Annotated in this window: 16 protein-coding genes and 1 pseudogene; 7 read left to right on the top strand and 10 right to left on the bottom strand. The window is 72.9% G+C overall.

Going from position 1 to position 21,339, the window contains the following annotated elements; translation table 11 throughout:
• Positions 1-11: 11 nt before the first annotated feature.
• The 3 genes and pseudogenes from IF00_RS0103180 to IF00_RS0103170 form a co-directional block, all read right to left on the bottom strand.
• A complete protein-coding gene (locus IF00_RS0103180) occupies positions 12-1,208 on the bottom strand; it encodes a nitric oxide synthase oxygenase (RefSeq protein WP_078944530.1) in 1,197 nt (398 codons plus the stop codon).
• A gap of 315 nt (positions 1,209-1,523) precedes the next feature.
• Positions 1,524-1,676 (bottom strand): annotated as a pseudogene (locus IF00_RS43370) (NADP-specific glutamate dehydrogenase); the annotation flags it as partial.
• Between the two features lie 98 nt (positions 1,677-1,774).
• On the bottom strand, positions 1,775-3,007 hold the full coding sequence (locus IF00_RS0103170; RefSeq protein WP_037637404.1) for a transcriptional regulator: 1,233 nt from the start codon (positions 3,005-3,007) through the stop codon (positions 1,775-1,777).
• A 224-nt stretch (positions 3,008-3,231) separates the two neighbouring features.
• Here IF00_RS0103170 and IF00_RS0103165 point away from each other — a divergent pair, with 224 nt between their 5' ends.
• On the top strand, positions 3,232-4,056 hold the full coding sequence (locus IF00_RS0103165; protein ID WP_030313941.1) for a DUF4232 domain-containing protein: 825 nt from the start codon (positions 3,232-3,234) through the stop codon (positions 4,054-4,056).
• Positions 4,057-4,113: 57 nt separating this feature from the next.
• On the opposite strand, the gene IF00_RS0103160 is transcribed toward IF00_RS0103165, so the two are convergent.
• Both IF00_RS0103160 and IF00_RS0103155 read right to left on the bottom strand, forming a co-directional pair.
• Positions 4,114-5,295: an RNA polymerase sigma factor gene (locus IF00_RS0103160; protein WP_030313939.1), complete on the bottom strand. Its 1,182-nt coding sequence runs from the start codon at positions 5,293-5,295 to the stop codon at positions 4,114-4,116.
• A gap of 11 nt (positions 5,296-5,306) precedes the next feature.
• Positions 5,307-5,714, bottom strand: coding sequence for a YciI family protein (locus tag IF00_RS0103155; RefSeq protein ID WP_030313936.1), 408 nt, complete (start codon positions 5,712-5,714; stop codon positions 5,307-5,309).
• 313 nt (positions 5,715-6,027) lie between these two features.
• Between IF00_RS0103155 and IF00_RS0103150 the strand changes: the two genes are divergently transcribed.
• The 4 genes from IF00_RS0103150 to IF00_RS0103135 all read left to right on the top strand — a co-directional run bounded on the left by IF00_RS0103150 (position 6,028) and on the right by IF00_RS0103135 (position 8,920).
• Positions 6,028-6,525: a SigE family RNA polymerase sigma factor gene (locus IF00_RS0103150; RefSeq protein WP_030313934.1), complete on the top strand. Its 498-nt coding sequence runs from the start codon at positions 6,028-6,030 to the stop codon at positions 6,523-6,525.
• The gene (locus IF00_RS42520) at positions 6,518-6,919 is read left to right on the top strand and encodes a hypothetical protein (protein WP_051819754.1); all 402 of its coding nucleotides are present in this window, start codon (positions 6,518-6,520) and stop codon (positions 6,917-6,919) included. The genes IF00_RS0103150 and IF00_RS42520 overlap by 8 nt, the downstream gene beginning before the upstream one ends.
• A 205-nt stretch (positions 6,920-7,124) precedes the next feature.
• Positions 7,125-8,348, top strand: a complete 1,224-nt coding sequence (locus IF00_RS0103140; protein WP_030313930.1) for a mannosyltransferase family protein — start codon at positions 7,125-7,127, stop codon at positions 8,346-8,348.
• A gap of 62 nt (positions 8,349-8,410) precedes the next feature.
• Entirely contained in the window at positions 8,411-8,920 is a 510-nt protein-coding gene (locus IF00_RS0103135) for a hypothetical protein (protein WP_051819752.1), read from the top strand.
• Here the strand turns inward: IF00_RS0103135 and IF00_RS0103130 are convergent.
• The 5 genes from IF00_RS0103130 to IF00_RS0103110 all read right to left on the bottom strand — a co-directional run bounded on the left by IF00_RS0103130 (position 8,886) and on the right by IF00_RS0103110 (position 15,622).
• Complete coding sequence (locus IF00_RS0103130) at positions 8,886-9,533, bottom strand: alpha-ketoglutarate-dependent dioxygenase AlkB family protein (RefSeq protein WP_209439726.1); 648 nt, start codon at positions 9,531-9,533, stop codon at positions 8,886-8,888. The two genes, IF00_RS0103135 and IF00_RS0103130, sit on opposite strands and share 35 nt — an antisense overlap.
• Before the next feature lie 306 nt (positions 9,534-9,839).
• Positions 9,840-10,517, bottom strand: a complete 678-nt coding sequence (locus IF00_RS0103125) for a DUF998 domain-containing protein (protein ID WP_078944516.1) — start codon at positions 10,515-10,517, stop codon at positions 9,840-9,842.
• Positions 10,518-10,626: 109 nt separating this feature from the next.
• Entirely contained in the window at positions 10,627-11,436 is an 810-nt protein-coding gene (locus IF00_RS0103120) for a DUF4389 domain-containing protein (protein ID WP_051819750.1), read from the bottom strand.
• A 453-nt stretch (positions 11,437-11,889) separates the two neighbouring features.
• Complete coding sequence (locus IF00_RS0103115; RefSeq protein WP_051819747.1) at positions 11,890-13,665, bottom strand: ABC transporter ATP-binding protein; 1,776 nt, start codon at positions 13,663-13,665, stop codon at positions 11,890-11,892.
• 82 nt (positions 13,666-13,747) lie between these two features.
• Positions 13,748-15,622: an ABC transporter ATP-binding protein gene (locus IF00_RS0103110; RefSeq protein WP_078944515.1), complete on the bottom strand. Its 1,875-nt coding sequence runs from the start codon at positions 15,620-15,622 to the stop codon at positions 13,748-13,750.
• Positions 15,623-15,756: 134 nt separating this feature from the next.
• Here IF00_RS0103110 and IF00_RS0103105 point away from each other — a divergent pair, with 134 nt between their 5' ends.
• A complete protein-coding gene (locus IF00_RS0103105; protein WP_030313917.1) occupies positions 15,757-16,404 on the top strand; it encodes a TetR/AcrR family transcriptional regulator C-terminal domain-containing protein in 648 nt (215 codons plus the stop codon).
• A gap of 150 nt (positions 16,405-16,554) precedes the next feature.
• Positions 16,555-21,327, top strand: a complete 4,773-nt coding sequence (locus IF00_RS0103100; RefSeq protein WP_051819743.1) for a DUF6531 domain-containing protein — start codon at positions 16,555-16,557, stop codon at positions 21,325-21,327.
• Positions 21,328-21,339 lie beyond the last annotated feature (12 nt).

Below are 21,339 nucleotides of genomic sequence, written 5' to 3'. Positions count from 1 at the left end.
TCGCGCGCCGGTCACGTACGGGCCAGGAAGGCCGGCCGCAGGGAGGGGTCCACCGGGGCGTAGTACCGGTGGAAGACCGGGGTGGCGGACCCGGAGACCGGGGGCACGATCCAGCTCCAGTCGGCGGGCGTCTCCCTCCCGTGACGGCTCTCCTGGTCGATGTGGCGCAGGAACCGCTGGGACTCGGTGTGGTGGTCCGCCATCGTCACGCCGGCCTCCTGGAAGGAGTGCAGCACCGCCACGTTGAGCTCGACGAGCGCCCGGTCCCGCCACAGGGTGCGTTCGCTCGACCGGTCGAACCCGAGCCGGTCCGCCACCACCGGGAGGAGGTCGTAGCGCTCGGTGTCGGCGAGGTTCCGGGCGCCTATCTCGGTGCCCATGTACCAGCCGTTGAACGGCGCCGCCGGATACCGTACGCCGCCGATCTCCAGCGTCATGTCGCTGATCGCGGGCACGGCGTACCAGCGCAGGCCCAGGTCGGCGAACGACGGGTGGTCGGGGTGGCTCAGCGGCACCTCTCGGACGGCGTCGTCCGGCAGCTCGTACCACTCGGGCCGGGCGTCGGGGTGCTCCCGCACCATCAACGGCAGCACCTGGAAGGGTTCCTCGTCGCGCTTCCAGCCCAGCTCGCGGGCCTGGGCGGTCAGGGCCGCGCTGCGCGGGTCGCCGTGCCACGCTCCCGCCGGCGTGCGGTGTCCGGCGTAGCGCACCAGCTGGTCGTTGACGATCCGGGGGGCGGGGCGGCCCGGCCGGTCGGGGGCGAAGACGGTGATCACGGGCCGGATCCTGCCGCCGTTGTCGGCGAGCCTGAGGTGCTCGAAGGACGCGGCGGCGATGTCGTCGGCGGAGGCGAGGTGCCGCAGGTCGCGCACCACGAGGCTGCGCCAGTAGAGCCTGCCGATGCAGCGGGCCGCGTTGCGCCATGCGACGCGTGCGCCGAAGGCGAGTTCGGCCGGGGAGTGCGTGTAGGTGCCGGTGCGATCGACCTCGGCGAGCACCTCGCGTATCCGGTTCCGGACGTCGTCCCCGGCACCCGGCTGCTCCTGGTGGAACTGACGGATGAACCGCTCCGCCTCGTGCCGGTCCACGAGGTGCGGCAGCCGGCCGGGGGTCTCGTGGGCGGGGGCGGCGGGCGCGGGGTCCCCGGGCGCGTAGGGACAGGTGCCGGTGCTGGGGACAGACTTCCGGCGGCGGCTGCGACTGAAGATCAAGGTGTTCCTCCCGGCCTCATGACTACCGTATGAACACACTCAGGCGCGGAGAGTGCGTGAATCTCCGGTCCCGGAAGAGCCCCGCTGGTACGCTTTTGCCGATCATGCCCGTGTGACCGGCCTGCCCGAACGCCCAGCCGCCGACCGGACCGGAACCCCTCGGTGTCGCCACCCACGAGGGCGGGGCCGTCCGTGCGGCAGGGTCCTCAGATCACGCCCTGCGCGGTCATCGCCCGCGCCACCCGCAGGAACCCGGCCACGTTTGGCACCGAGGACGTCGTCCTCGGCGTTGCCGCCGTACGCCTCCGCCGTCGCCCACGCGTGGGCGGAGATCCGGGCCCGCCGCACCTCCTTCACGTCCTTGAGCAGGTCGAGGTCGATGCCGTCCTCGTCGACGAGGTACCCGGAGGAGTCGCTGCAGGCCACGACGCGGCCGCCGAGGGCGTGCACCTTCTCCGTTGCGTACGAGCCTGGTGGCCGCCCTCGACGCCTAGGGGTGCCGTCACCTTCCCGTCGTCGCCCGCGGGGCGGACGGGAAGGTGACGGCAGGCCCCGGGACAGCCCTAACGCCCCTCGGTGTCGACGTTGTTGTCGATCCATTCGGTCCAGCCCAACGGGTAGGCGTACGCGGGCCGGGCGAGGTTGCCGCTGGTGCGGAACGGGCGGCCGTCGTCGTCGACGCGGAGCGTGCCGTGCGCCTCGCCGCTGGACCAGACGAGTTCCAGGTACCAGCTGACGTCGTGCGCCTGGGCGCGCGCGGCCACGTGGAAGATCACGGGGTCGGACTCGCTCGTCTTGTACGAGAACGTCCGCTGCCCGCCCACGGGGACGGCGGTGGGCCGGCCGGCGTCGAGATCCACGGCGAAGGCCTTCGTCGACACCTCGCCTCCGCAGCCGACGCCCATCACGTAGTCGTTCCAGGCCAGGGGCGTCTTCTTGCTCACGACCCGCACGTGGAGGGCCTCCAGGACGACCGTCTGCGTCCCCGTGCCCTGCACGGTCAGCCGCAGCAGCTGGTCCCCGCCCGGCACCGCGTCGAGCGCGGCGATCCAGCCGGGCGCGTCCTGCTCCGTGGGCGGCGGCGGAACCTGCTCGGGCTCACGGTCGATCAGATAGTGCTGGCTGCAGGGCCCTTCCCAGGTGTGGGGCGCGATGGCGACGGTCGGCGCGAACGCGGCCCCCGTCGCCTTGCCACCGGAGGGCCCGGACCGCCCCGGCGCTCCGGAGGGAACGGCCGCGTCTCCCGCCCGCCGTTCGCTCTCCGGCCCGTCGCCGCCCGAGAGGTTCATGACGAGCGCGACCGCCACGGCGGCGGCGGCCGCCGCGGTGCCGACGACCACGGCGGTGCGCCGAAGCCGTCGGCGCCTCGGAGGGGGCGGGGCCACCGCATCGGGCGGCGCCGCGGACACGCGTGCTCCGTCCGTCGACGCCGGATCCCTGGACGAAGCCCCGGGCGACGGCTCGGACGGTACGTCTGACGACGGCTCGGCCGTCGGTTCCGTCGCGGCATCCGGGGGCGGGGCGACATGGTCCGCCGGGACGGCCGGGGCCTTCCGCCCGCGCGACACGTCCGCCCGCACCCACAGCCGGTGCAGTTCGACGAGTTCGTCGGGGGTCGCCCGACACAGCCGCGCGAGCCGCTCCACGGGCGCGTAGTCCACGGGTACGGCGTCCCCGTTGACGTACCGGTGCAAGGTCGAGGCGCTCATGTGCAGACGCTTGCCGAGCGTGCCGTAGCTGAGCCCCGAGCGCTCCTTGAGCTGCCCCAACAGTGCCGCGAACTCGTCCCCCGCCACCGTTCCACCCTCTTTCGGCATTCGTCCCCGCGTCCCCACCTGGAGACATCAGCGCAGGTCAGAGCCTTGATTTCATTCCAGCGTCCCGTACCACCCGGTAGGAGCGGCAGCTGGAACGGATCTTGTCACAAGCTGTGGTCGGCGAAGCAAGGCCGCCACGGGGAACCGGCGGCCGACGCCGCACAACGACCGATTTCCGACCCCACAACCCAAGGGGGACTCCCATGTCCGGACGCACCACCCGCACCCGTCTTCTCACCGCCACGACCCTCGCGGTCGCCGCGCTCTCCCTCACCGCCTGCGGCAGCGGCGCCGCGAAGGACGAAGGCGCCGCCACGACGTCGGTCGCACCCACCGCCTCGGCCACGCAGCCGGCCGGGACCCCGACGACGCCCCCCACGGGCGACGCGACGACGAACCCCGGGGGCGGTTCGTCCGGCAGGACCGCGGGCTCCACGAGCGGCTCGACGGGCGGCTCGAAGAACGGCGGATCGACCGGCGGATCGAAGAACGGCGGTACGGCCTCGGGCACCACCACCGGCGGGAAGTCCGGCGGCACCGCCTCCGCCGGACACGGCGGCTCCGGCGGCGACAGCGGGACGAACGCCTCCACCTCCGGCGGCGACGACACGAACGGGCCTTCACGGAACAAGCAGTGCGGCGCGGGCAACACCAGGACCACCGCCACCCCGGTCGCCCGCCCGCTCAACCACATGCTGCTCACCGTCACCAACACCGGCTCCGCCCTCTGCGACCTCCTCGGCTACCCGGTCGCCCGCTTCGGCGAGGCCCAGTCCGTCCCGCCGGTCATCGCGTCGACCCACCCGCAGGCGGTCGTGACCCTCGCTCCGGGTGAGTCCGGTTACGCGGGCGTGATCCTCTCCGCCGCCGACGGCAGCGGACAGCACGGCTACACGACGACGAGCCTCACGGTCGGCTTCACCGACGGCACCACCGCGCGCCCCCCGCTCGCCGGCAAGGGCGTGTACGTCGACAGCTCGCTGCGCGTGACGTACTGGCAGGGCTCCATGGACGACGCCCTCAACTGACCGGCTCCGTAACCGGCCCGGCCGTCGGTCCGCTCCCGCCGGTCGGGGGCGCGGCCCTCAGCCGCTCCGGCGGGTGTTGAGGCGGGCGGCCTGGCGGGTCAGGTAGTCGCGTTCGGCGAGGTTGGGGGCCTCTCGGGCCGCGTCGGCGTACAGCCGTGCCGCCGTCGCCAGATCGCCGGCCCGCTCATGGAGGTACGCCGCCGCCGCGGTGGCGCGGGGCAGCCGGTGGCCATGGCCACCGGTGGCCGGGCCCCGGGAGGAGTCGGCCAGCTCCGCGAGCGCCGCCAGCCCGGCGCGCGGTCCGTCGGCCTCGCCGACGGCCACGGCACGGTTGAGCCGGACGACGGGGCTGTCGGTGAGCCGTGCGAGTTCGTCGTACCACTCGACGATCTGCACCCAGTCGGTCTCCTCCTCGGTGGGCGCGTCGGCGTGGAGCGCGGCGACGGCGGCCTGCGCCTGGTACTCGCCGAGCCGGTCGCGGGCGAGGGCCGCCTGGAGGATCTCGACGCCCTCGGCGATGAGCGTGGTGTCCCAGCGGCCCCGGTCCTGCTCGGCGAGCGGCACCAGGCTGCCGTCGGGTGCGGTACGACCGGCCCGCCGCGCGTGGTGGAGCAGCATGAGGGCGAGCAGCCCGGCCACCTCGGGGTGGTCGATCACGGCCGCGAGCTGCCGGGTGAGCCGGATGGCCTCGGCGGCGAGGTCGACGTCGCCGGAGTAGCCCTCGTTGAAGACCAGGTAGAGGACGCGCAGCACGGTGGCCACATCGCCCGGCCGGTCGAACCGCACTCCCGAGACGGTGCGCTTGGCGCGGCTGATGCGCTGCGCCATGGTCGCCTCGGGCACCAGATAGGCCTGGGCGATCTGACGGGTCGTGAGCCCGCCGACGGCGCGCAGCGTGAGCGCGACCGCGGAAGACGGCGTCAGCGAGGGGTGGGCGCAGAGGAAGTAGAGCTGGAGGGTGTCGTCCACCGCGGTCGCGGGCCCCGGCCGCGGCTCCTCATCGACGAGGTCCTCGCGCCGGCGCCGGGCGGTGTCCGCCCGCGTCGCGTCCAGGAACTTCCGCCAGGCGACGGTGACGAGCCAGCCCTTCGGGTCCCGGGGCGGGTCCGCCGACCGGCTTCGGACGGCCTCGACCAGGGCGTCCTGCACGGCGTCCTCGGCCGCCGCGAAGTCTGCTCCGCGGCGGACGAGAATGCCGAGCACGCCCGGTGTGAGACTCCTGAGCAGGGCCTCGTCCACCGGAGATCCCCTCACTCCGTGATGGTGGGCGCCGTGGACAGGAACGGGCGCAGTTCGAGCCACTCGTGGATCGGCTTGCCGCCGGCGCCCGGCGCCGCGGACAGTTCGCCGGCCAGTTCGAGCGCCCGCTCGTAGGTGTCGACGTCGATCTCCATCCAGCCGGCGATGACGTCCTTCGTCTCGGCGAACGGGCCGTCGGTGACCGGCGGCCGCCCCTCACCGTCGTACCGGACGAAGGTGCCCTCCGGGGAGAGCGCGTGGCCGTCGACGTACTCGCCGGTCTCCTTGAGGCGGTCCGCGAAGTCGTGCATGTACTGCACGTGCGCCGCGATCTCCTCCGGCGTCCACTGGTCCATGGGGACGTCGTTGACCGCGGCGGGAGCGCCTCGGTAGTGCTTCAGCAGCAGGTACTTGGCCATGGCGGTTCGTCTCCTCGGTACTGGGCGACCCATTGTGGTCACTTCCGGCCCGGGGACGGAGCCGACCGCGGGTTCTCGACATCGGCGCCCGGATTTCTTTCGCCCTCTTGGCCCAAGCGGATTCCCCGGGCGTCCCGCCGGGTCGGCGACGCGGACCCGGGCCGCCGTGGACACGCCCTCGCGCCGTCCGCCGCACGTCGTGCGACCGCCCCCGTTCTGTGATCACCATCACTCCGTGGATACGCGAACCGTGTCAACCGGACGCCTGGCGCCAGGCGTATGCGTGGTGAAGCGAAAGATCCGGGAGTGAGTGTTGACCGTTGAGGAGTTCGAGGCGTTCTACGAGCAGGCGGTCGCGCGACTCACAGGGCAGCTGTACGTGATGCTGGGCGATCTGCACGAGGCTCAGGACGTCGTACAGGAAGCGTTCGTCAAGGGGTGGAGCCGGCGACGCCAGCTCGATCGCGACGGACAGCCGGAGGCGTGGATCCGTACGGTCGCGTGGCGCCTGGCGGTGAGTCGTTGGCGTTTCCGCAGGCGCACGTCGGACGCCTGGGACCGCGCGGGCGCTCCACCGCCCGTCGAGGGCCCCGGCCCGGAGTACGTGGTGCTCATCGACGCGCTGCGCGACCTGCCCGCCCAGCAGCGCCGCACGGTGACCCTGCACTACCTGTGCGACCTGAGCGTCGAACAGATCGCCGGCGAGACGGGACAGTCCGCCAGCACCGTCAAGACGCACCTGGTCCGTGGCCGGGTCGCCCTCGCCGATCGTCTGCAGCCCCGGAACGTTGAGGAGGACCCCGGTGCTTGACCCCCACGACGCCCAGGACCCCCAGGACCCTCTCCGCGAGATGTTCCGGCAGGCCGCAGCCTCCGGGCAGGCCCGCGCCCACGCCGTACCGGTCGCGCGCATCGCCGAACGCGCCAGGCGTGCGCACCGGCGTCGCGTCGCCGTGGCCGCGGGGGCCGCGTGCCTGGTCCTCGCCGGTGGCGGGGTGACCGCGGCGGCTCTCCTGTCGGACGCGCCGACTCCCGTCGTACCGGCCGTCAGCCCCTCACCCGTCGCACCGTCTCCCGGGGAGACCACCAGCCCGCCGCTGAGCAGTTCGACCGCACCGGGCACGCCCACCCAGGACGCCCCCGCCGGCGATCCGTCGGCGACGACGACGCAGCCGTCGGGACGGGTGACGACGTCGCCGCCCTGAGCACGGCCCGGCCCGGCCCCCTGAACCGGCCCGGAAACCGCCGGATGGCCCGAACCGGCCGCACCACCGCGCCGCGCCGCTGGCACCTTCCGGGCGGGCCCTGGCCGTCCCGGCCCGCCCGACCTCTCCCGCATGGCCACTTCGCCCCGTGACGCACCGCCGTCACGCGGTCCGCCATGCCCTCCCACCCTGACGAAAGTCCCCTATGTCTGTGATATCCCCGAGGCCGAGGGAAGAGACGACGCCGCTCCCCCCACTCCTCCCCCTCCCCCGCACCTCCTGCCGCCGACGGCCACGACTGCCGCTCGGCGCCCAGGACCGGGACGTGCTGTGGCTCTATCTCCTCACCCGCACGGCCCTGTGGATCACCGCCTACGGCGCACGATGGCTCTTCCCGGCCGACGCCGGAGCGCGCGACCCGGGCCCCGCCCTCGCACCCTTCGAACGCTGGGACTGGGGACACTTCCTGAACGTGGCGCGCGACGGCTACTTTCCGGCGGGCAGCGGCCCGTGGGACGCCGAGTGGGACAACCGCGAGGCGTTCTTCCCCGGATTCCCCCTCGCCCTGCGGGCCGTCCACACCGTCGTACCGAGCTGGACCGCGGCCGGGCTGCTGATCTCGTTCGTCACCGGCGGGATCGCGGTCCTCGCACTCGTACGGATCGCACGCCTGTATCTGCCCGACTCCGACGCAGGCCTGCGGACGGCTCAGCTCCTGCTGCTCTCGCCGTGCGCGGTCTTCCTCGCCACCGGGTACAGCGAGTCGCTCTTCCTCGCCCTCGCCCTGCCGGCCTGGCTCGCCGCCCACCGCCGCAACTGGCCGCAGGCCGCCACGCTGGCCGCGCTGGCGACGACCGTCCGCATCAGCGGTCTGTTCCTCGCCGCCGCCCTCGCCCTGCACTTCGTCCTCACGGCCCGGGCCCGGTCCGACTGGCGGCCGCTGCCCTGGCTCGCCCTGCCGGCCCTTCCCGCGGCCCTGTACTCCTGGTACCTGCACGCCCGCACCGGCGACTGGATGGCCTGGAAACACGCCCAGGAGCGAGGGTGGTACCGGCACTTCCACGCACCGTGGGAGGCCTGGAGCAACACCTGGGAGTCGGCGTTCGAGCAGGTCCAGACGACCGGCTACGCGTTCATGTTCCAGGCCGAGCTCCTCGCCATGGTCGTCGGCCTCGCGCTGGTGGCCCTTCTCGCGCACCGCCGCCACTGGCCCGAAGCCGCCTACGTCGGCCTCAGCCTGTGGGCCCTGGGGACGTCCTACTGGTACCAGTCCGTTCCCCGGGCGACCCTCCTGTGGTGGCCGCTGTGGATCACGCTGGCCGCCTGGACCCTCCGCTCACCGCGCTTCAGGACCGCGTACTTCTGCCTCGTCGCACCGCTGTCGACGCTCTTCGCCCTGACGTATCTGACCGGGCGCTGGGCCGGCTGACGGGCCGACGATCCCGGCGGCCCACGGTCAACCTCGTCCCGCCGCACGACGTCCTACCCGCCGTGACTGGACTCTTCGCACCCGACGCCTCCGACGCCTCCGACGACGAGGCGACCGTACGACCGGGCCCGTTCTGGCGCCACGCGCTGTGGGTGGTGGGCGTCAGCGCCGCCGCGGTGGCGGCGGGTTGGGTCACCTCGCTGTTCCGGATCGGCTCCGAGAAGTACGGTCTCCCGCCCGCCGCGTCCGGCGCGCTGTGGCCGTACCTGATCGCCTGGACCGTGGTCGGACTCGCCGTGGCGGCCGTCCTGCGAGCCACCGCGGCGAAGGTCCTGGTCTACGCCCCCGGCCGGATCGCGGCCGCGCTGACGTACCTGGGCACCCGGCTCTCCCTGGGCTGGCGCCCGGAGGCACCCCTGGTCGGCGCGATGGCGGCCGCGGCGCTGATCGCGGCGGCGGTCTGGTGCGCCCTCGCACTCCGCCCGCACCCGGCCACGAGGGAGGCCGGGGCGGAGGCCGAGGTCCAGCCACCCGGTCTCAGCGGACGCCGCGGGGGCGGAACTGGACGCTGATGCGGGGCCCGACGGCGCGGCTCGTCTTGGGGACGGCGTGTTCCCAGGTCCGCTGGCAGGAGCCGCCCATCACCACGAGGTCGCCGTGGCCGAGCGGAAGGCGGAGGTACGTGGGGCCGCCCGACCGCGGACGGAAGGCGAGGTCACGGGGGTCGCCCAGGGAGAGGATGGCGACCATCGTGTCGTGGTGGGCGGAACGGCCGGTGCGGTCGCCGTGCCAGGCGACGCTGTCGCGGCCGTCGCGGTAGAGACAGAGGCCGGCGGAGACGAAGGGTTCACCGAGCTCGGGGGCGTAGTGGGCACCGAGCGTCTGCCGGGCCTCGACGAGGGCGGGGTGCGGGAGGGGCGCGCCTTCGCCGTAGTGGGCCAGGAGCCGGGGTACGGCGACGACGTTGTCGTACATCGGCCGTTCCTCCGCCCGCCAGGGCACCCGGCCGACGAGCTCCTCGAACAGCGCGTCGGCGCCGAGCAGCCAGCCCGGGAGGTGGTCGACCCAGGCGCCACCGTCGAGCGGCGTCCGCCGGAGACCGTCCAGCGGGCCGAAGCGGATCTCGTCACCCTGGTCGAACAGGGAACCCTGGAGTCCGGGCAGGGCGGGTCGTGCTGCGGTCACGGACCCACCATAACGCCAAATCGAACACACAAGCGAGCGCAAGCGACGTCCCCTCCCCCGATGTGACCGAGCGCGTGAGTCGGCTCCGCGAGGTGGTGGGCGCGGCTCCCGCCCGGGGCGATGCCGGAGTCGGCATCCAAGCTCCGGCGCTATGACCAGTGATCCCGGGTTCGCCCGCTCGTGCTGCGGGGCCCACCGCCCTGAGCTCCCGACCTCCACGGACGACCCCGTATCGCCCGTCCCGGTCGCGCCGCCCGGCTTGAGTCGCCGGAGAAGCCGACCAGCGCGCTCCGTCACACCCGACGGTCACCGAGGCGGCGCCGACGTCTCGTCGCTCTCGTTACTCCCGTCGCCGGCACCGCTCGCGCCACTCTCACCACTTGCACCACTCTTGCCTCTCAGGTCACCGGCGTAGCGGAGGCAGGAGGCGACCACCACCAAGGGCCAGGTGGACTGGATGCAGGTCACGAGCCGCTCGGCGACGCCGGCGGACCCCTGCCGGTTCATCTCGACGAGGAACCAGACCGCGCCGAGGGCCATCAGCGCCGTCACGGCGACGGAGGGCGTCAGCCGCAGCCCCCACGGCACGCCGCCACGGCGTACGGCGGCCAGCACCGGCCACACCGCGAGCAGCGTGAAGCCGGCCACGACGGCCGCCCCGTGTTTCAGGGACCCCCCGCTGCTCGGCGCGGGGACCAGCGCGACCGCGAAGGCCGCCACACCACCACCGGCGAGCGCCACCCGCCCGGCGGGAGCGGCGGGCCGCAGCCCCCAGGCGGTGAGGAGATGGCAGGCGCCCAGCGCGAGGAACGCCCCGGTCATGACCCAGGATCCCTCGGCCCCGTAGGCCGCGAGGACGCTGATCGTCTGCGTGACGGGATCGTAGGCGGGCCCTTCGAGCAGCGCCGCGACGGTCCAGCCACCGGCCAGCAGCAACGGGGCACACCCCGAGGACAAAAGGGCCCATCTAGGAACGGATCGCATCGAACCACCGTAGGGCGAGGCACTCTTCCCCCGACCGCACCACGGGGAACGCGTCAGCCGTGTTCCCCGCGCGGCGGTGCCCAGCACGTGCGCGAGCCCGCCGGAACGGTCACCCCGCGACCCGGCCGGCGGCCGCTCCCGGGCGGTCGTCGCCCGTGTCGTCGTAGTCGATCGTGCCTGAGGTCAGATGACCGGCGAGCCCGAGGAGCAGGAAGAGCCAGACCAGCACCTGCGCGCCGGTGCCCAGCCGGAGCGGACGGGTCGCGGAGTACGCGGGCTGCGCGGCGGCGTCGGGGGCGTCGCCCAGGAGCCCCTTGGGGTACACGGGCGTCAGCATCGTCGCGTAGGCCGCGAGGCGCATCCGGTACCGGACGACGGCCGCCGTGGCACCGAAGACCGGTTCGGGGAGACGGCCCAGAACGATCCCGATCAGCCAGAAGACCCAGCTGACGGCGAACCAGCCGGACTGCGCGAGGCTGCTGACGATGGCCGCCGGAATCATCAGGATCAGCCGGAACAGGACGGCGAGCCGGTTGAGCGGGGTGGCGCGCAGTTCGATGCGCACCGGGTAGTCGGGGGCGTCGAAGGAGAACGGCGGATAGCGGTCGACGAGGAGGGCCGCGCTGGCCGACACCCGGGTCTGGTAGGCGAGGACCGAGCCGAGGAAGGATGCGATCGGATCGGGCAGCCGGCCCAGGACCAGAGCGCTGAACCAGCCCGCGATCGTGACGAAGAAGGCGACGAAGGTCAGCAGGGCCACGACGATGAACTGCGGGAGGAGCAGCAGCCAGCGCAGCAGCACCGTCCACCGACGCTGCCGCCCCGGCGGGGGCACGTCCAGAGCGGGCCGCCATTCGGCCCCGCCGTCCCCGTGGGCACCGGCGTCGGCCGAGGGCCGGGGCTCCCAACCTGCTGCCATGACGGTCTCCGTCTCTCCCGCGTCCCCCGCTTCCCCCGGTCACGTCGATGGTGACCCGGTGGGCAGGCCCTCGCACGGCCACGGGGGCCACCTGGACCACACAGGACGCAGGGCCCGGGACACCACACCCGCGTCACGGGCCGGCGCGACGAGCAGCGGCGCCGGAGGTCTCTGAGGAGCTACGACCGGACGCCCGAAGCGCCGTACCGCCCCGCCAGCTTCTCGTACAGCCAGGGCCAGCGGGCCACCGCCACCGGGGCCCACACCAGGGCGGCCGGGGAACCGCTGTCCGGCGGATCACGCCGAATGGCCCGCACCCCTGCCGGATGCGGGCCGTTCGACTGCGCACGGATTCGCCGGAAAGGGGGAGACGGCGAACCCGTGAACACGAGGAGCGGTCCCATGCGCTCCACCACCCACCTGCCCCCGATCCCGCCTTCCACACACCCCGCGCTACCGATCCGGTTCGTCCGCGAGCGTGGTCCCGGTCTCGGGGTCCCTCGTCCGGGTCACCGGCCTGTTCGCCGTGGCGGCCAGGGACAGATTCCAGAATTCGGCGTAGCGGCCACCGAGGCGCAGCAGGTCGTCATGGTCGCCCTCCTCGACGATCCGGCCGGCGTCGAGGAAGACGATACGGTCGGCGTGTCGGACGGTACGCAACCGGTGGGCCACCATCACCACGGTCCGACCTGCCGTCAGTCGCTCGATACCGGCGTGGACCGCGGCCTCGTTGACGGGGTCCAGCGCGGAGGTGACCTCGTCGAGCAGCACGATCGGCGCGCCCTTGAGCAGCGCCCTGGCGATCGAGACGCGCTGGCGCTCGCCGCCCGACAGTCGTGCGCCGCCCTCGCCGACGGTGGTGGCCCATCCGTCGGGCAGACGATCGACCACCTCGTCCAGACGCGCCGCGGCAGCGGCCGCGCGCACGTCGTCGTCGCCGGCGTCGGGGCGGCCCAGGCGCACGTTGTCCTCGATGGTGCCTTCGAAGAGGTAGACATCCTGGAAGACGATGGAGAACTGTGCCATCAGCGCCTCCGCACCGATGGCGCGCACGTCCGCGCCGCCGACGCGCACCGTGCCCGCGTCCACGTCGTGGAACCGGGCGAGCAACTGCAACAGGGTGCTCTTGCCCGCGCCCGACGGCCCCACCACGGCCAGCCGCTGCCCCTCGGGGACGGAGAGGGACAGGTCGTCGAACACCGTGTGTCCGTCGCGCCGGAAGGTGACCGACTCCCACTCGAGCCCATGGCCGCGCTGTTCCACCGGACCTGGGGCCCGCGGCAGCGGCTCGGTGCGCAGCACCGCGTCGAGCCGGGCCAGTTCGCCGCGCGCGGCGCGCAGCTTGCCGCCGAGGTCGGCGAGGGACAGCAGCGGATCCGCGCAGCGGGCGGCCAGCACCAGGATCGTCAGCAGCTCCGCGGCCCCGACGTCCCCGCCGAGCGCCTGGTACGCCCCCAGGACCAGCACCGCGGTGAAGACCGCCTGGACCGCCAGGGCCAGGCCCAACGCGCCGGGCAGCGCCGACAGCGTCGAACGGCGGGAGGCGCTCCGGACCTGCCGCAGGGCGTCGTCGAGCAGCCGGAAGCGCTCGGCGGTCCGGCCCCCGGCACGCAGCACGGGCTGGGCCTGGAGATATTCGACGACCCTCTCCGTGGCCTCGCGGTCGCGCGTGGCGCGCTCCACGTCCTCGGCCGCCGTCGAGCGTCCGGTCAGGACGTGGATCGCCGCCACGACGGGGACGGCGGTCAGCGCGGCCAGCCCCAACTGCCAGTCGAGGGCGAGGATCACGCCCACGATCGTCAGCGGCGTCACGGCGGCGGAGACGAACGGCGCCAGCAGGTGCGCGATCACACTCATCGCCTGCAGAACGCCCTGACCTGCCAGGACGGACACCTCTCCCACCCGGCTCGTGCCGTACCAGCCGAGCGGGAGCCGGGCCAGATGGTCGCCGAGGCGGTGGTAGACGCCGCGCAGCAGTGCCGTACCGACGCGGAACCCCGACAGGTCGCTGAGGTAGCGCAGTACCGCGTACGCCGCGACCGCGGCCCCGAACGCGCCCAGCCAGGGCCAGGCGCGGTCCGGTGTGTCCCCGAGCAGTGCGCGCAACACGGGTGCCAGCAGGGCGTACGACAGACCCTCGACGACCGCGGTCGTCGTCATCAGGGCGAGGGTGCGGCGCATCGGTCGGGAGTACTGGTGGCCCAGCACGCGCAACAGCAAGCGGATCATCGGGGGCGTCTCCTCACGGTTCGAAGGGGGTCCGCGGACACGACCCCTGTGGACGGTCCGCTTCGTGCGTCGTCACGTGCCCTCATCCCCCTCCCACTGAGCCCGCCGACCCCACTGAGCCCGCCGAGCCCGCCCAGCCCCCTGACCCCGCCGATCCCGCCGCGTGCCGGGAGCGCCACAACGCCGCGAACCTGCCGTCCCTCTCCAGCAGTTCGCCGGGGCTGCCGTGCTCGACGATCACACCGTCCTCCAGGACCGCGACGGCGTCGGCGCCGGCGACGGTCTCCAGACGATGCGCGATGACCAGGACCGTCCGGTCGGACCGCAGCGTGGCCAGGGCACGGCGCACCGCCTGCTCGGTGTACGGGTCGGCGAAGGAGGTCACCTCGTCGAGCACCAGCACCGGGGTGTCGGCCAGCAGTGCGCGGGCGAGCGCGACTCGTTGGGCCTCGCCGCCCGACAGTCGCACCTCCTCGCCGATCACCGTCTCGTACCCGCGCGGCAGTTCGAGGACGCGGTCATGGATGTTCGCCAGCCGGGCGGCCCGCACCACCTCCTCCGGACGGGCGTCCGGCACGGCCAGCGCGATGTTGTCCGTGACCGAGGCGCGCAGCAGGCGGACGTCCTGGAAGACGAAGGAGACCCGCCGGTACAGCTCCCGGCTGCTCAGCTCGCGCAGGTCGACGCCGCCGAGGCGGACCGATCCGCGCGTCGGGTCGACGAACCGCGGCAGCAGTCGGACCAGTGTGGACTTGCCGCCCCCCGACGGGCCGACGAGCGCGGTGACCGTCCCCGGCTCCAGTGAGAGGTCGACCCCGCGCAGGACGTCTCGGCCGGGTTCGTAGGCGAACCGGACGCCCGTCAGCTCCACCCGGTGGCCGTGCGGCGCGATCGGGTCCGCCGGCTCCGGCAGCGGCGGCACCGCGAGCACCTCGCGGATCCGGCCGACGGCACGGCGGGCGGCCTGCACCTCGTCGAAGCCGTGGCCGAGCGCCGCGACCGGGGCGGTCAGGCCGATTCCCAGCAGCAGGAACGGCAGCAGATCGGCCGGGGGCATCCCTCCGCCGGTGATCAGTGCCGCACCGCCGGTCAGGACGGTCAGCAGCACGAACGGGGGCGAGAGGACCAGCTGCATCCCCGCGGCGATCGGGGAGATCCCGTGCACCCAGCGGCGGAAGACGGCGACGAAGTCGTCGGCGGCGGAGCGGAATTCGCGGTGGGCGCGCTCACCTCCGCCGAAGGCCTTGACCACCGCGATGCCCTGGACGAACTCCACGGCGGAGCTCCCGATCCGCGCCATCGCCGTGTCGAAGTCGGCCTGTTCGCGCAGCCGGGCCGGAGTCGTCATCAGCGGCACGAGCGCCACCGCCGCGACCACCGGGACGAGTGTGATCAGCGTCAGCCGCCAGTCCACGGTGAACAGGTAGACCAGAGACACCAGCGGCACGACGAAGGCCGAGGCCAGCTCGCCGGGAGTATGAGCGATCAACGGGTGCACGGCTCCGACGTCCTCGCCCACGAGCTTGGCCAGCTCACCGCTGCGTCGGCGGGAGAGCCAGCCGATCGGCACCCGCCCGAGCCGTGCGGCCAGCCGTCGGCGCAACGCCAACTGCACGCGTCCGTCGAGCAGATGACCGACGGCCGCCGCGGCGGCCGTGAACAGCAGCTTGGCGAACAGGCCGACCGCGCCCGCGATCACGACGAACCGGACATGGCCGTGGTCGACCGGGCCGGACGCGAGCAGGGCGCGACCCAGCTCGACGACGGCGAGCAGCGGCGCCAGGCCCGCCACCGCGCCGGTGACCTGCAGGCCGATCACGGCGACGAAGCCCGCCGCGTACGGTCGCAGCGGCCCTGCCGCGCCCCGTCCGTCCGGGAGCTGCTCCTGCGCGGGACCGGCATCGCCCGGTGGTCGCGCGGACTGGTTCCTCGCCTCGGCGCACTCGGTGGTGGTCATCGCCCTCTCGTCCCCGTCGGCCCTGGAGCATCCCAGGGATTCTTACGATGTAAGGCTGCGCGAGGACGCTATACTTACAGCGTAAGAATCGTCAATCGGATCGCGAGGCGTCCGGTACGGAAGGTGAGGGCGCCATGGCGGCCAACAGGGCTCGCGGGCAGCGCGCGGGGCTCACGCGGACGGCCGTCCTGGAGGCGGCCCTGCGACTCGTCGACCAGGAAGGCCTCAACGCCCTGTCCATGCGGCGACTCGGCGCCGAACTGGGCGTGGAGGCGATGACCGTCTACCACCACGTGCCGAACAAGAGCGCCCTGCTCGACGGGGTGATCGAGCAGGTCGTCGCCGAGGCCGTCCCCCCGGAGTTCGGCGCCGCCACATGGCGGGAGGACCTCAGCGCCTACGCGCACGCGCTGGTCGCCGCACTCGGCGCACATCCGAACGCCGCGCCGCTCCTGCTGTCCCGGCCCGCCATGACGCCGCGCCTCCTCGGGACGCTGGAGGCCGTGGTGGGGATGCTGTACGAGGCGGGCTTCCCCCTGCCCAGAACTCTGGACGTCCTCTACTCGCTGACCAGCTTCGTCGTCGGGCACTCCGCCGCACAGGCGGGCAATGTCGGCGGGGCCGACAGCATGGCCTCGCTGGACCCGGACACGTACCCGTTGCTGGTCGGCGCCGCCCGCGAGTCCGGCGAGGACGCGGCCCGGGCGCGCTTCGACTTCGCACTCGACGCACTGCTTTCCGGATTCGAAAGGGAGCTCGCCTCCGCCCCGCGCACGGAGTGAGCGCGACCGCCCCCCGGACACGCCCCGACCCGCCCTCGAAAGAGGGCAGTTGACTCGTCCGGGGCGTCGCGTTGTTCGACCGTGACCCCCCATGGCAAGGTATTCGCACTCGCATTCTGGGAACAGGCTTGCGCACGGGGGGTTTCGAACATGGCTGTCACGGTCCCCGACTGGGCGGACACGCTGCTGGATCTGGTGGGGGTGAACTGGCCCAACGTCGACGAGGACGCCTACCGGGAGATGGCGGACGCCCTGCGGGAGTTCGCGGACGATCTCGCCGACGACGGCCAGCTCGCCAACAACCACATGGAGCGCCTGCTGTCGTCGGGTCACGGCGAGGCCATGGACGCGCTCAACGAGCACTGGGGCAAAGTCAAGGGCAAGCACCTGAAGGACATGGTGTCCGCGGCCCGGACGATCGCCGGCGCACTCGACCTGGCGGCCGGTGCGATCGAGGGCATGAAGTGGAAGGCGGTCGCGGAACTCGGGGTCCTGGCCGGTCAGACCGGCCTCGCCATGGCCCTGATCCCGGTGACCGGTGGCCTCTCCGCCCTGCTCGGTGCCGGAGCGATCGCCCTGACGAAGAAGCAGCTGCTGAAGCTCATCACCGGCGCGATGGAGGAGGCCGTCGGCCACATCGTCGGGGTGATGACCGAGCCGGTCGTCGCCGCGCTGGAGAACATGGCCGCGGACCTGGTGGTCCAGATCGGCATGGACGCCCTGGGCGTCCAGAACGGTGTGAACCTCGACCAGACGAAGCAGGCCGGCAAGGACGGTTTCGACGAGGGCGTGCAGGGTGCGAAGGACGGCCTGAACCTCGCCTCGGCCGGAGGCGGCGGCGCTCGGCCCGGGGGCAAGGGCTTCCACATCGAGCACGACGAGCACGACAACGCCGGCACGAAACTGAACGGCGTGAGCGCCGGGATCCACGGCAGGACGACCGGCAAACTGACGAAGGCGAAGACGGCCCAGGGGCGCAACAAGGGCCGGGACGACATCGCCGACGCCCTCGACCCGGTCATCGAGAAGGCCATGGGCGCCCTGGTGAAGTCCGCCAAGGCCATGGGCGACCACGTCGGCAAGACGCTGCCGAAGGCCGTGAAGCAGATATCCGTCGACCACAAGAACAACGACGACGCCGTCCGCGACCGCCTCGCCCGCCAGGGCAGGAAGGGCGACGCCGACGGCCACGACCGACCCGCGGGGAGCCGCGACCCCCGCCGCGACGACGTACGTACGCGGCCGAACTCGGTGCGCGACGCGGCGGACGATCCGCGCCGCAACAGCGTCTCGCTGGACAAGACGGTCTGCAAGAACGACCCCGTGGACGTCGCCACCGGCAAGATGCTGCTCCCGCAGACCGATCTCACCCTGCCCGGCGTCCTGCCGCTCACCCTGCGCCGTACGCACCTGTCGACCTACCGCTACGGCCACTGGTTCGGCCGGAGTTGGGCCTCCACCCTCGACGAGCGCATCGAGGCGGGGCAGGCCGGCGAAGGAGCGATATGGGTGCGCGAGGACGGCTCTCTTCTCCTGTACCCCCGCCTGCCACGGCCCGACGGTGAGAAGGTGCTGCCGGTGGAGGGCGACCGGCTCCCGCTGGTGCACGGCGGTGTGTCCGGCGACGAGACCTCGTACGAGATCCGCGACCCGCACACCGGCCTGGTGCGCACGTTCACCTCCAGCCCCTACCGCGACTCGACCGCGTACTGGCTCGGCGCGATCCAGGACCGCAACGACAACCGTGTCGACTTCTCGCGCCGCCCCGACGGCGCGCCCACCGCCGTGTCGCACTCGGGCGGCTACGTCGTCCAGGTCACGGCCGACGACTCACGGGTCACCTCGCTGTCCGTGCGTGAGCCCGAGGGACCGGTCACGGTCGTCGGCTACGACTACGACCCGGCCGGCGATCTCACCGGCCTGACCGGTCCCGAGGGACCGGACGGGCCTGCCTTGTCCTTCACCTACGACGGGGACGGCCGGATCACCTCGTGGACCGACCGCAACGGCTCCACGTTCCGGTACGTGTACGACGCCGAGGGCCGGGTGTCCCGCACGCTCGGACCCGACGGCATCCTCTCCTCGCACTTCTCCTACGGCACGCACCCCGAGACCGGGCACCACATCACCCGGTACACCGACTCCACCGGCGCCACGACGCTCCTGCACCTCAACGACCGGCTCCAGGTCGTCGCCGAGACCGACCCGCTCGGCCACACCACCCACCTGTCCTGGGACGCCTACGACTGCCCCCTCACCCGCACCGACCCGCTCGGCCACACCACCGAGCTCACCTGGGACGACGCCGGCAACCTCACCACCGTCCTGCTGCCCGACGGCAGCACCGCCACCGCCCGCTACGACGACCGCAACCTTCCGGTGGAGGTGACCACCGTCGACGGCGCCGTATGGCGGCAGACCTTCGACGACCGCGGCAACTGCACCGGCACCCAGGGCCCGGACGGGGCGCTCACCCGGTTCACCCACGATCGCACCGGAGCGGTCGCGACCGTCACCGATCCGCTGGGGGACACGACCGCGATCCGCTCCGACCGGGCCGGGCTGCCCGTGGGCATCACCCACCCCGACGGCGGAGTCACCCGCGTCGAACGCGATCACCGCGGCCGGCCCACCCGCGTCACCGACCCGCTCGGCGCGGCGGAGACGTTCGAGTGGGACGCGGACGACCGGCTCCTGGCCCGCACCGGCGCCGACGGCAGCCGCGAGACCTGGGCCTACGACCCGGAGGGCAACTGCCTGACGTACGGCGACGCCGCGGGAGGACGCTGGGCGACCGAGTACGGCCCCTTCGACAAGCCGCTCGCCCGCATCGCGCCCGACGGCGCCCGCCAGCAGCTGCGCTACGACACAGAACTCCGCCTCGCCCAGGTGACCAACCCGCTCGGCCAGACCTGGCAGTACGGCTACGACGCGGCCGGACGGCTCGTCGTGGAGACGGACTTCGAGGGCCGCTCCACCCACTACGCGTACGACGCGGCCAACCGCCTGACCGAGCGGACCACCCCGCTCGGCCGGACCGTCACCTATTCCTGGGACGCCATGGACCGCATGGTCGCCCGCGACGCGGACGGGAGCGTGACCCGGTACGCCTACGACCGCGCCGGAGCCCTGACCGAGGCCAGGACCGCCGCCTCCACCCTGACGATGGAGCGGGACGTCATGGGCCGGCTCGTCGCCGAGACGCTCGACGGCCGCACCCTCCGCCACACCTACGACCTGGTCGGCCAGCGCACGTCGAGCACCACACCCACCGGCGTCGTCACCAGACTGTCCTACGACGTGTCAGGCCACCGCACGTCCCTGACGATCGGCGGCCACGCCCTCGACTTCACCCATGACGGACTCGGCCGGGAGCTGACCCGATCCTGGGGAGGTCCCGGCTCCGCCACGACCCTCACGACCGTGTGGGACCAGGTCGGCAGACCCCTCACCCAGACGCTGACCGCGCCCGGCGGAGAGAGTCCGCTGCGCACACGGGACTACGCCTACCGCCCGGACGGATACCCGGTCTCCCTCGGCGAACGCCCGGCCGGCGCCGAGCGCCGGGACAAGCGGATCTCGCTCGACCCGGTGGGCAGGCCCCTCACCGTGGAGGCACCCGGCTGGGCCGAGAGCTACGCCTACGACGGCGCCGGAAACCAGACCGCCGCCCACTGGCCCGACGCGGCCGGGCACCCCGACGCCCGCGGCTCTCGCGTCTACGACGGCGGCCGGCTCGTCTCCGCGGGCGCCGTCCACTACGCGTACGACGCCGCGGGCCGGGTCGTCATGCGCCGCCGGTCCCGCATCTCCCGCAAGCCCGACGTCTGGCAGTACGCGTACGACGCCGAGGATCGCCTGGTCTCCTGCACCACGCCCGACGGCACCCTGTGGACGTACACCTACGACCCGCTCGGGCGGCGCAGCGCCAAGCACCGGATGGCTGCCGACGGCTCCACCGTCGTCGAGACCGTCCGGTTCACCTGGGACGGGCCGCTGCTCGTCGAGCAGTACGACGAGTCCACCGGAACCGTCCTCACGTGGGCGTACGAGGGCCACCGCCCGCTCACACAGTACGAGCGCAAGGCGCTGAGCGACCAGGAGGTCGACGCCCGCTTCTTCGCCATCGTCACGGACCTCGTCGGCACGCCCACCGAACTCGTCACCCCGGCCGGAGAGACGGCCTGGCGCAGCCGGTCCACCTGCTGGGGGACCACCGGGTGGAACACCTCCGCCACCGCGTACACCCCCCTGCGCTTCCCGGGCCAGTACGCGGACACGGAAACCGGTCTGCACTACAACTACTTCCGCCACTACGATCCCGACACCGCCCGCTACACCAGCCCCGACCCGCTCGGGCTCTCCCCGGCGCCCAACCCCACGACGTACGTCGTCAACCCCTGGGCATGGACCGACCCACTGGGTCTGGCACCCAAGCGCTGCCAGATGGACGCCTACGACTGGGACGGCAGCATCCGCTACGGCCGCCTCGACCATCTCGGCCGCCCCACAGGCGTGTACGCCTGCCTGCGCCCCGACATCATCGACGCCAAGAAGGGGACGGAAGCGGGCAGGCTTCGGCCCCCCGGCTGGCGCGGTGACGGCAACGCGTTCAACGAGGCCCGCGGCCATCTGCTGGCCGACAGACTGGGCGGCGCGGGCAAGGGACGGCTGGCCTGGCACAACCTGGTGACGCAGACCAACAACCCGACCAACTCCCCGGACCAGCGCGACCAGGTCGAACAAGTCATCTACGACCAGGTCAACAAGCACAAGGAAGTCGTCCAGTACCACATCAAGCCGATCTACGAGGGCACCAACCCGATCCCGATCAGACTGGAGTTCACGGCCTTCGGCAACAAGGGCTTCACCTTCAGCCACAGCCTGGAGAACCCCGCCGGCTATGTCCGAACCGGCATATAGCATCGTTGCCGA

Origin of the sequence: Streptomyces flavochromogenes (assembly GCF_000717595.1) — a bacterium.
GTDB classification, from domain to species: Bacteria; Actinomycetota; Actinomycetes; order Streptomycetales; family Streptomycetaceae; genus Streptomyces; species Streptomyces flavochromogenes.
This window is presented reverse-complemented; position numbering and strand designations above follow the sequence as displayed.

Bases quoted from the DNA above. Each gene is read 5' to 3' on its own strand.
- IF00_RS0103165 (WP_030313941.1), top strand. From the start codon at position 3,232: ATGTCCGGACGCACCACCCGCACCCGTCTTCTCACCGCCACGACCCTC.
- IF00_RS0103155 (WP_030313936.1), bottom strand. From the start codon at position 5,714: ATGGCCAAGTACCTGCTGCTGAAGCACTACCGAGGCGCTCCCGCCGCG.
- IF00_RS0103140 (WP_030313930.1), top strand. From the start codon at position 7,125: ATGTCTGTGATATCCCCGAGGCCGAGGGAAGAGACGACGCCGCTCCCC.
- IF00_RS0103125 (WP_078944516.1), bottom strand. From the start codon at position 10,517: ATGCGATCCGTTCCTAGATGGGCCCTTTTGTCCTCGGGGTGTGCCCCG.
- IF00_RS0103120 (WP_051819750.1), bottom strand. From the start codon at position 11,436: ATGGCAGCAGGTTGGGAGCCCCGGCCCTCGGCCGACGCCGGTGCCCAC.
- IF00_RS0103115 (WP_051819747.1), bottom strand. From the start codon at position 13,665: ATGATCCGCTTGCTGTTGCGCGTGCTGGGCCACCAGTACTCCCGACCG.
- IF00_RS0103110 (WP_078944515.1), bottom strand. From the start codon at position 15,622: ATGACCACCACCGAGTGCGCCGAGGCGAGGAACCAGTCCGCGCGACCA.
- IF00_RS0103105 (WP_030313917.1), top strand. From the start codon at position 15,757: ATGGCGGCCAACAGGGCTCGCGGGCAGCGCGCGGGGCTCACGCGGACG.
- IF00_RS0103100 (WP_051819743.1), top strand. From the start codon at position 16,555: ATGGCTGTCACGGTCCCCGACTGGGCGGACACGCTGCTGGATCTGGTG.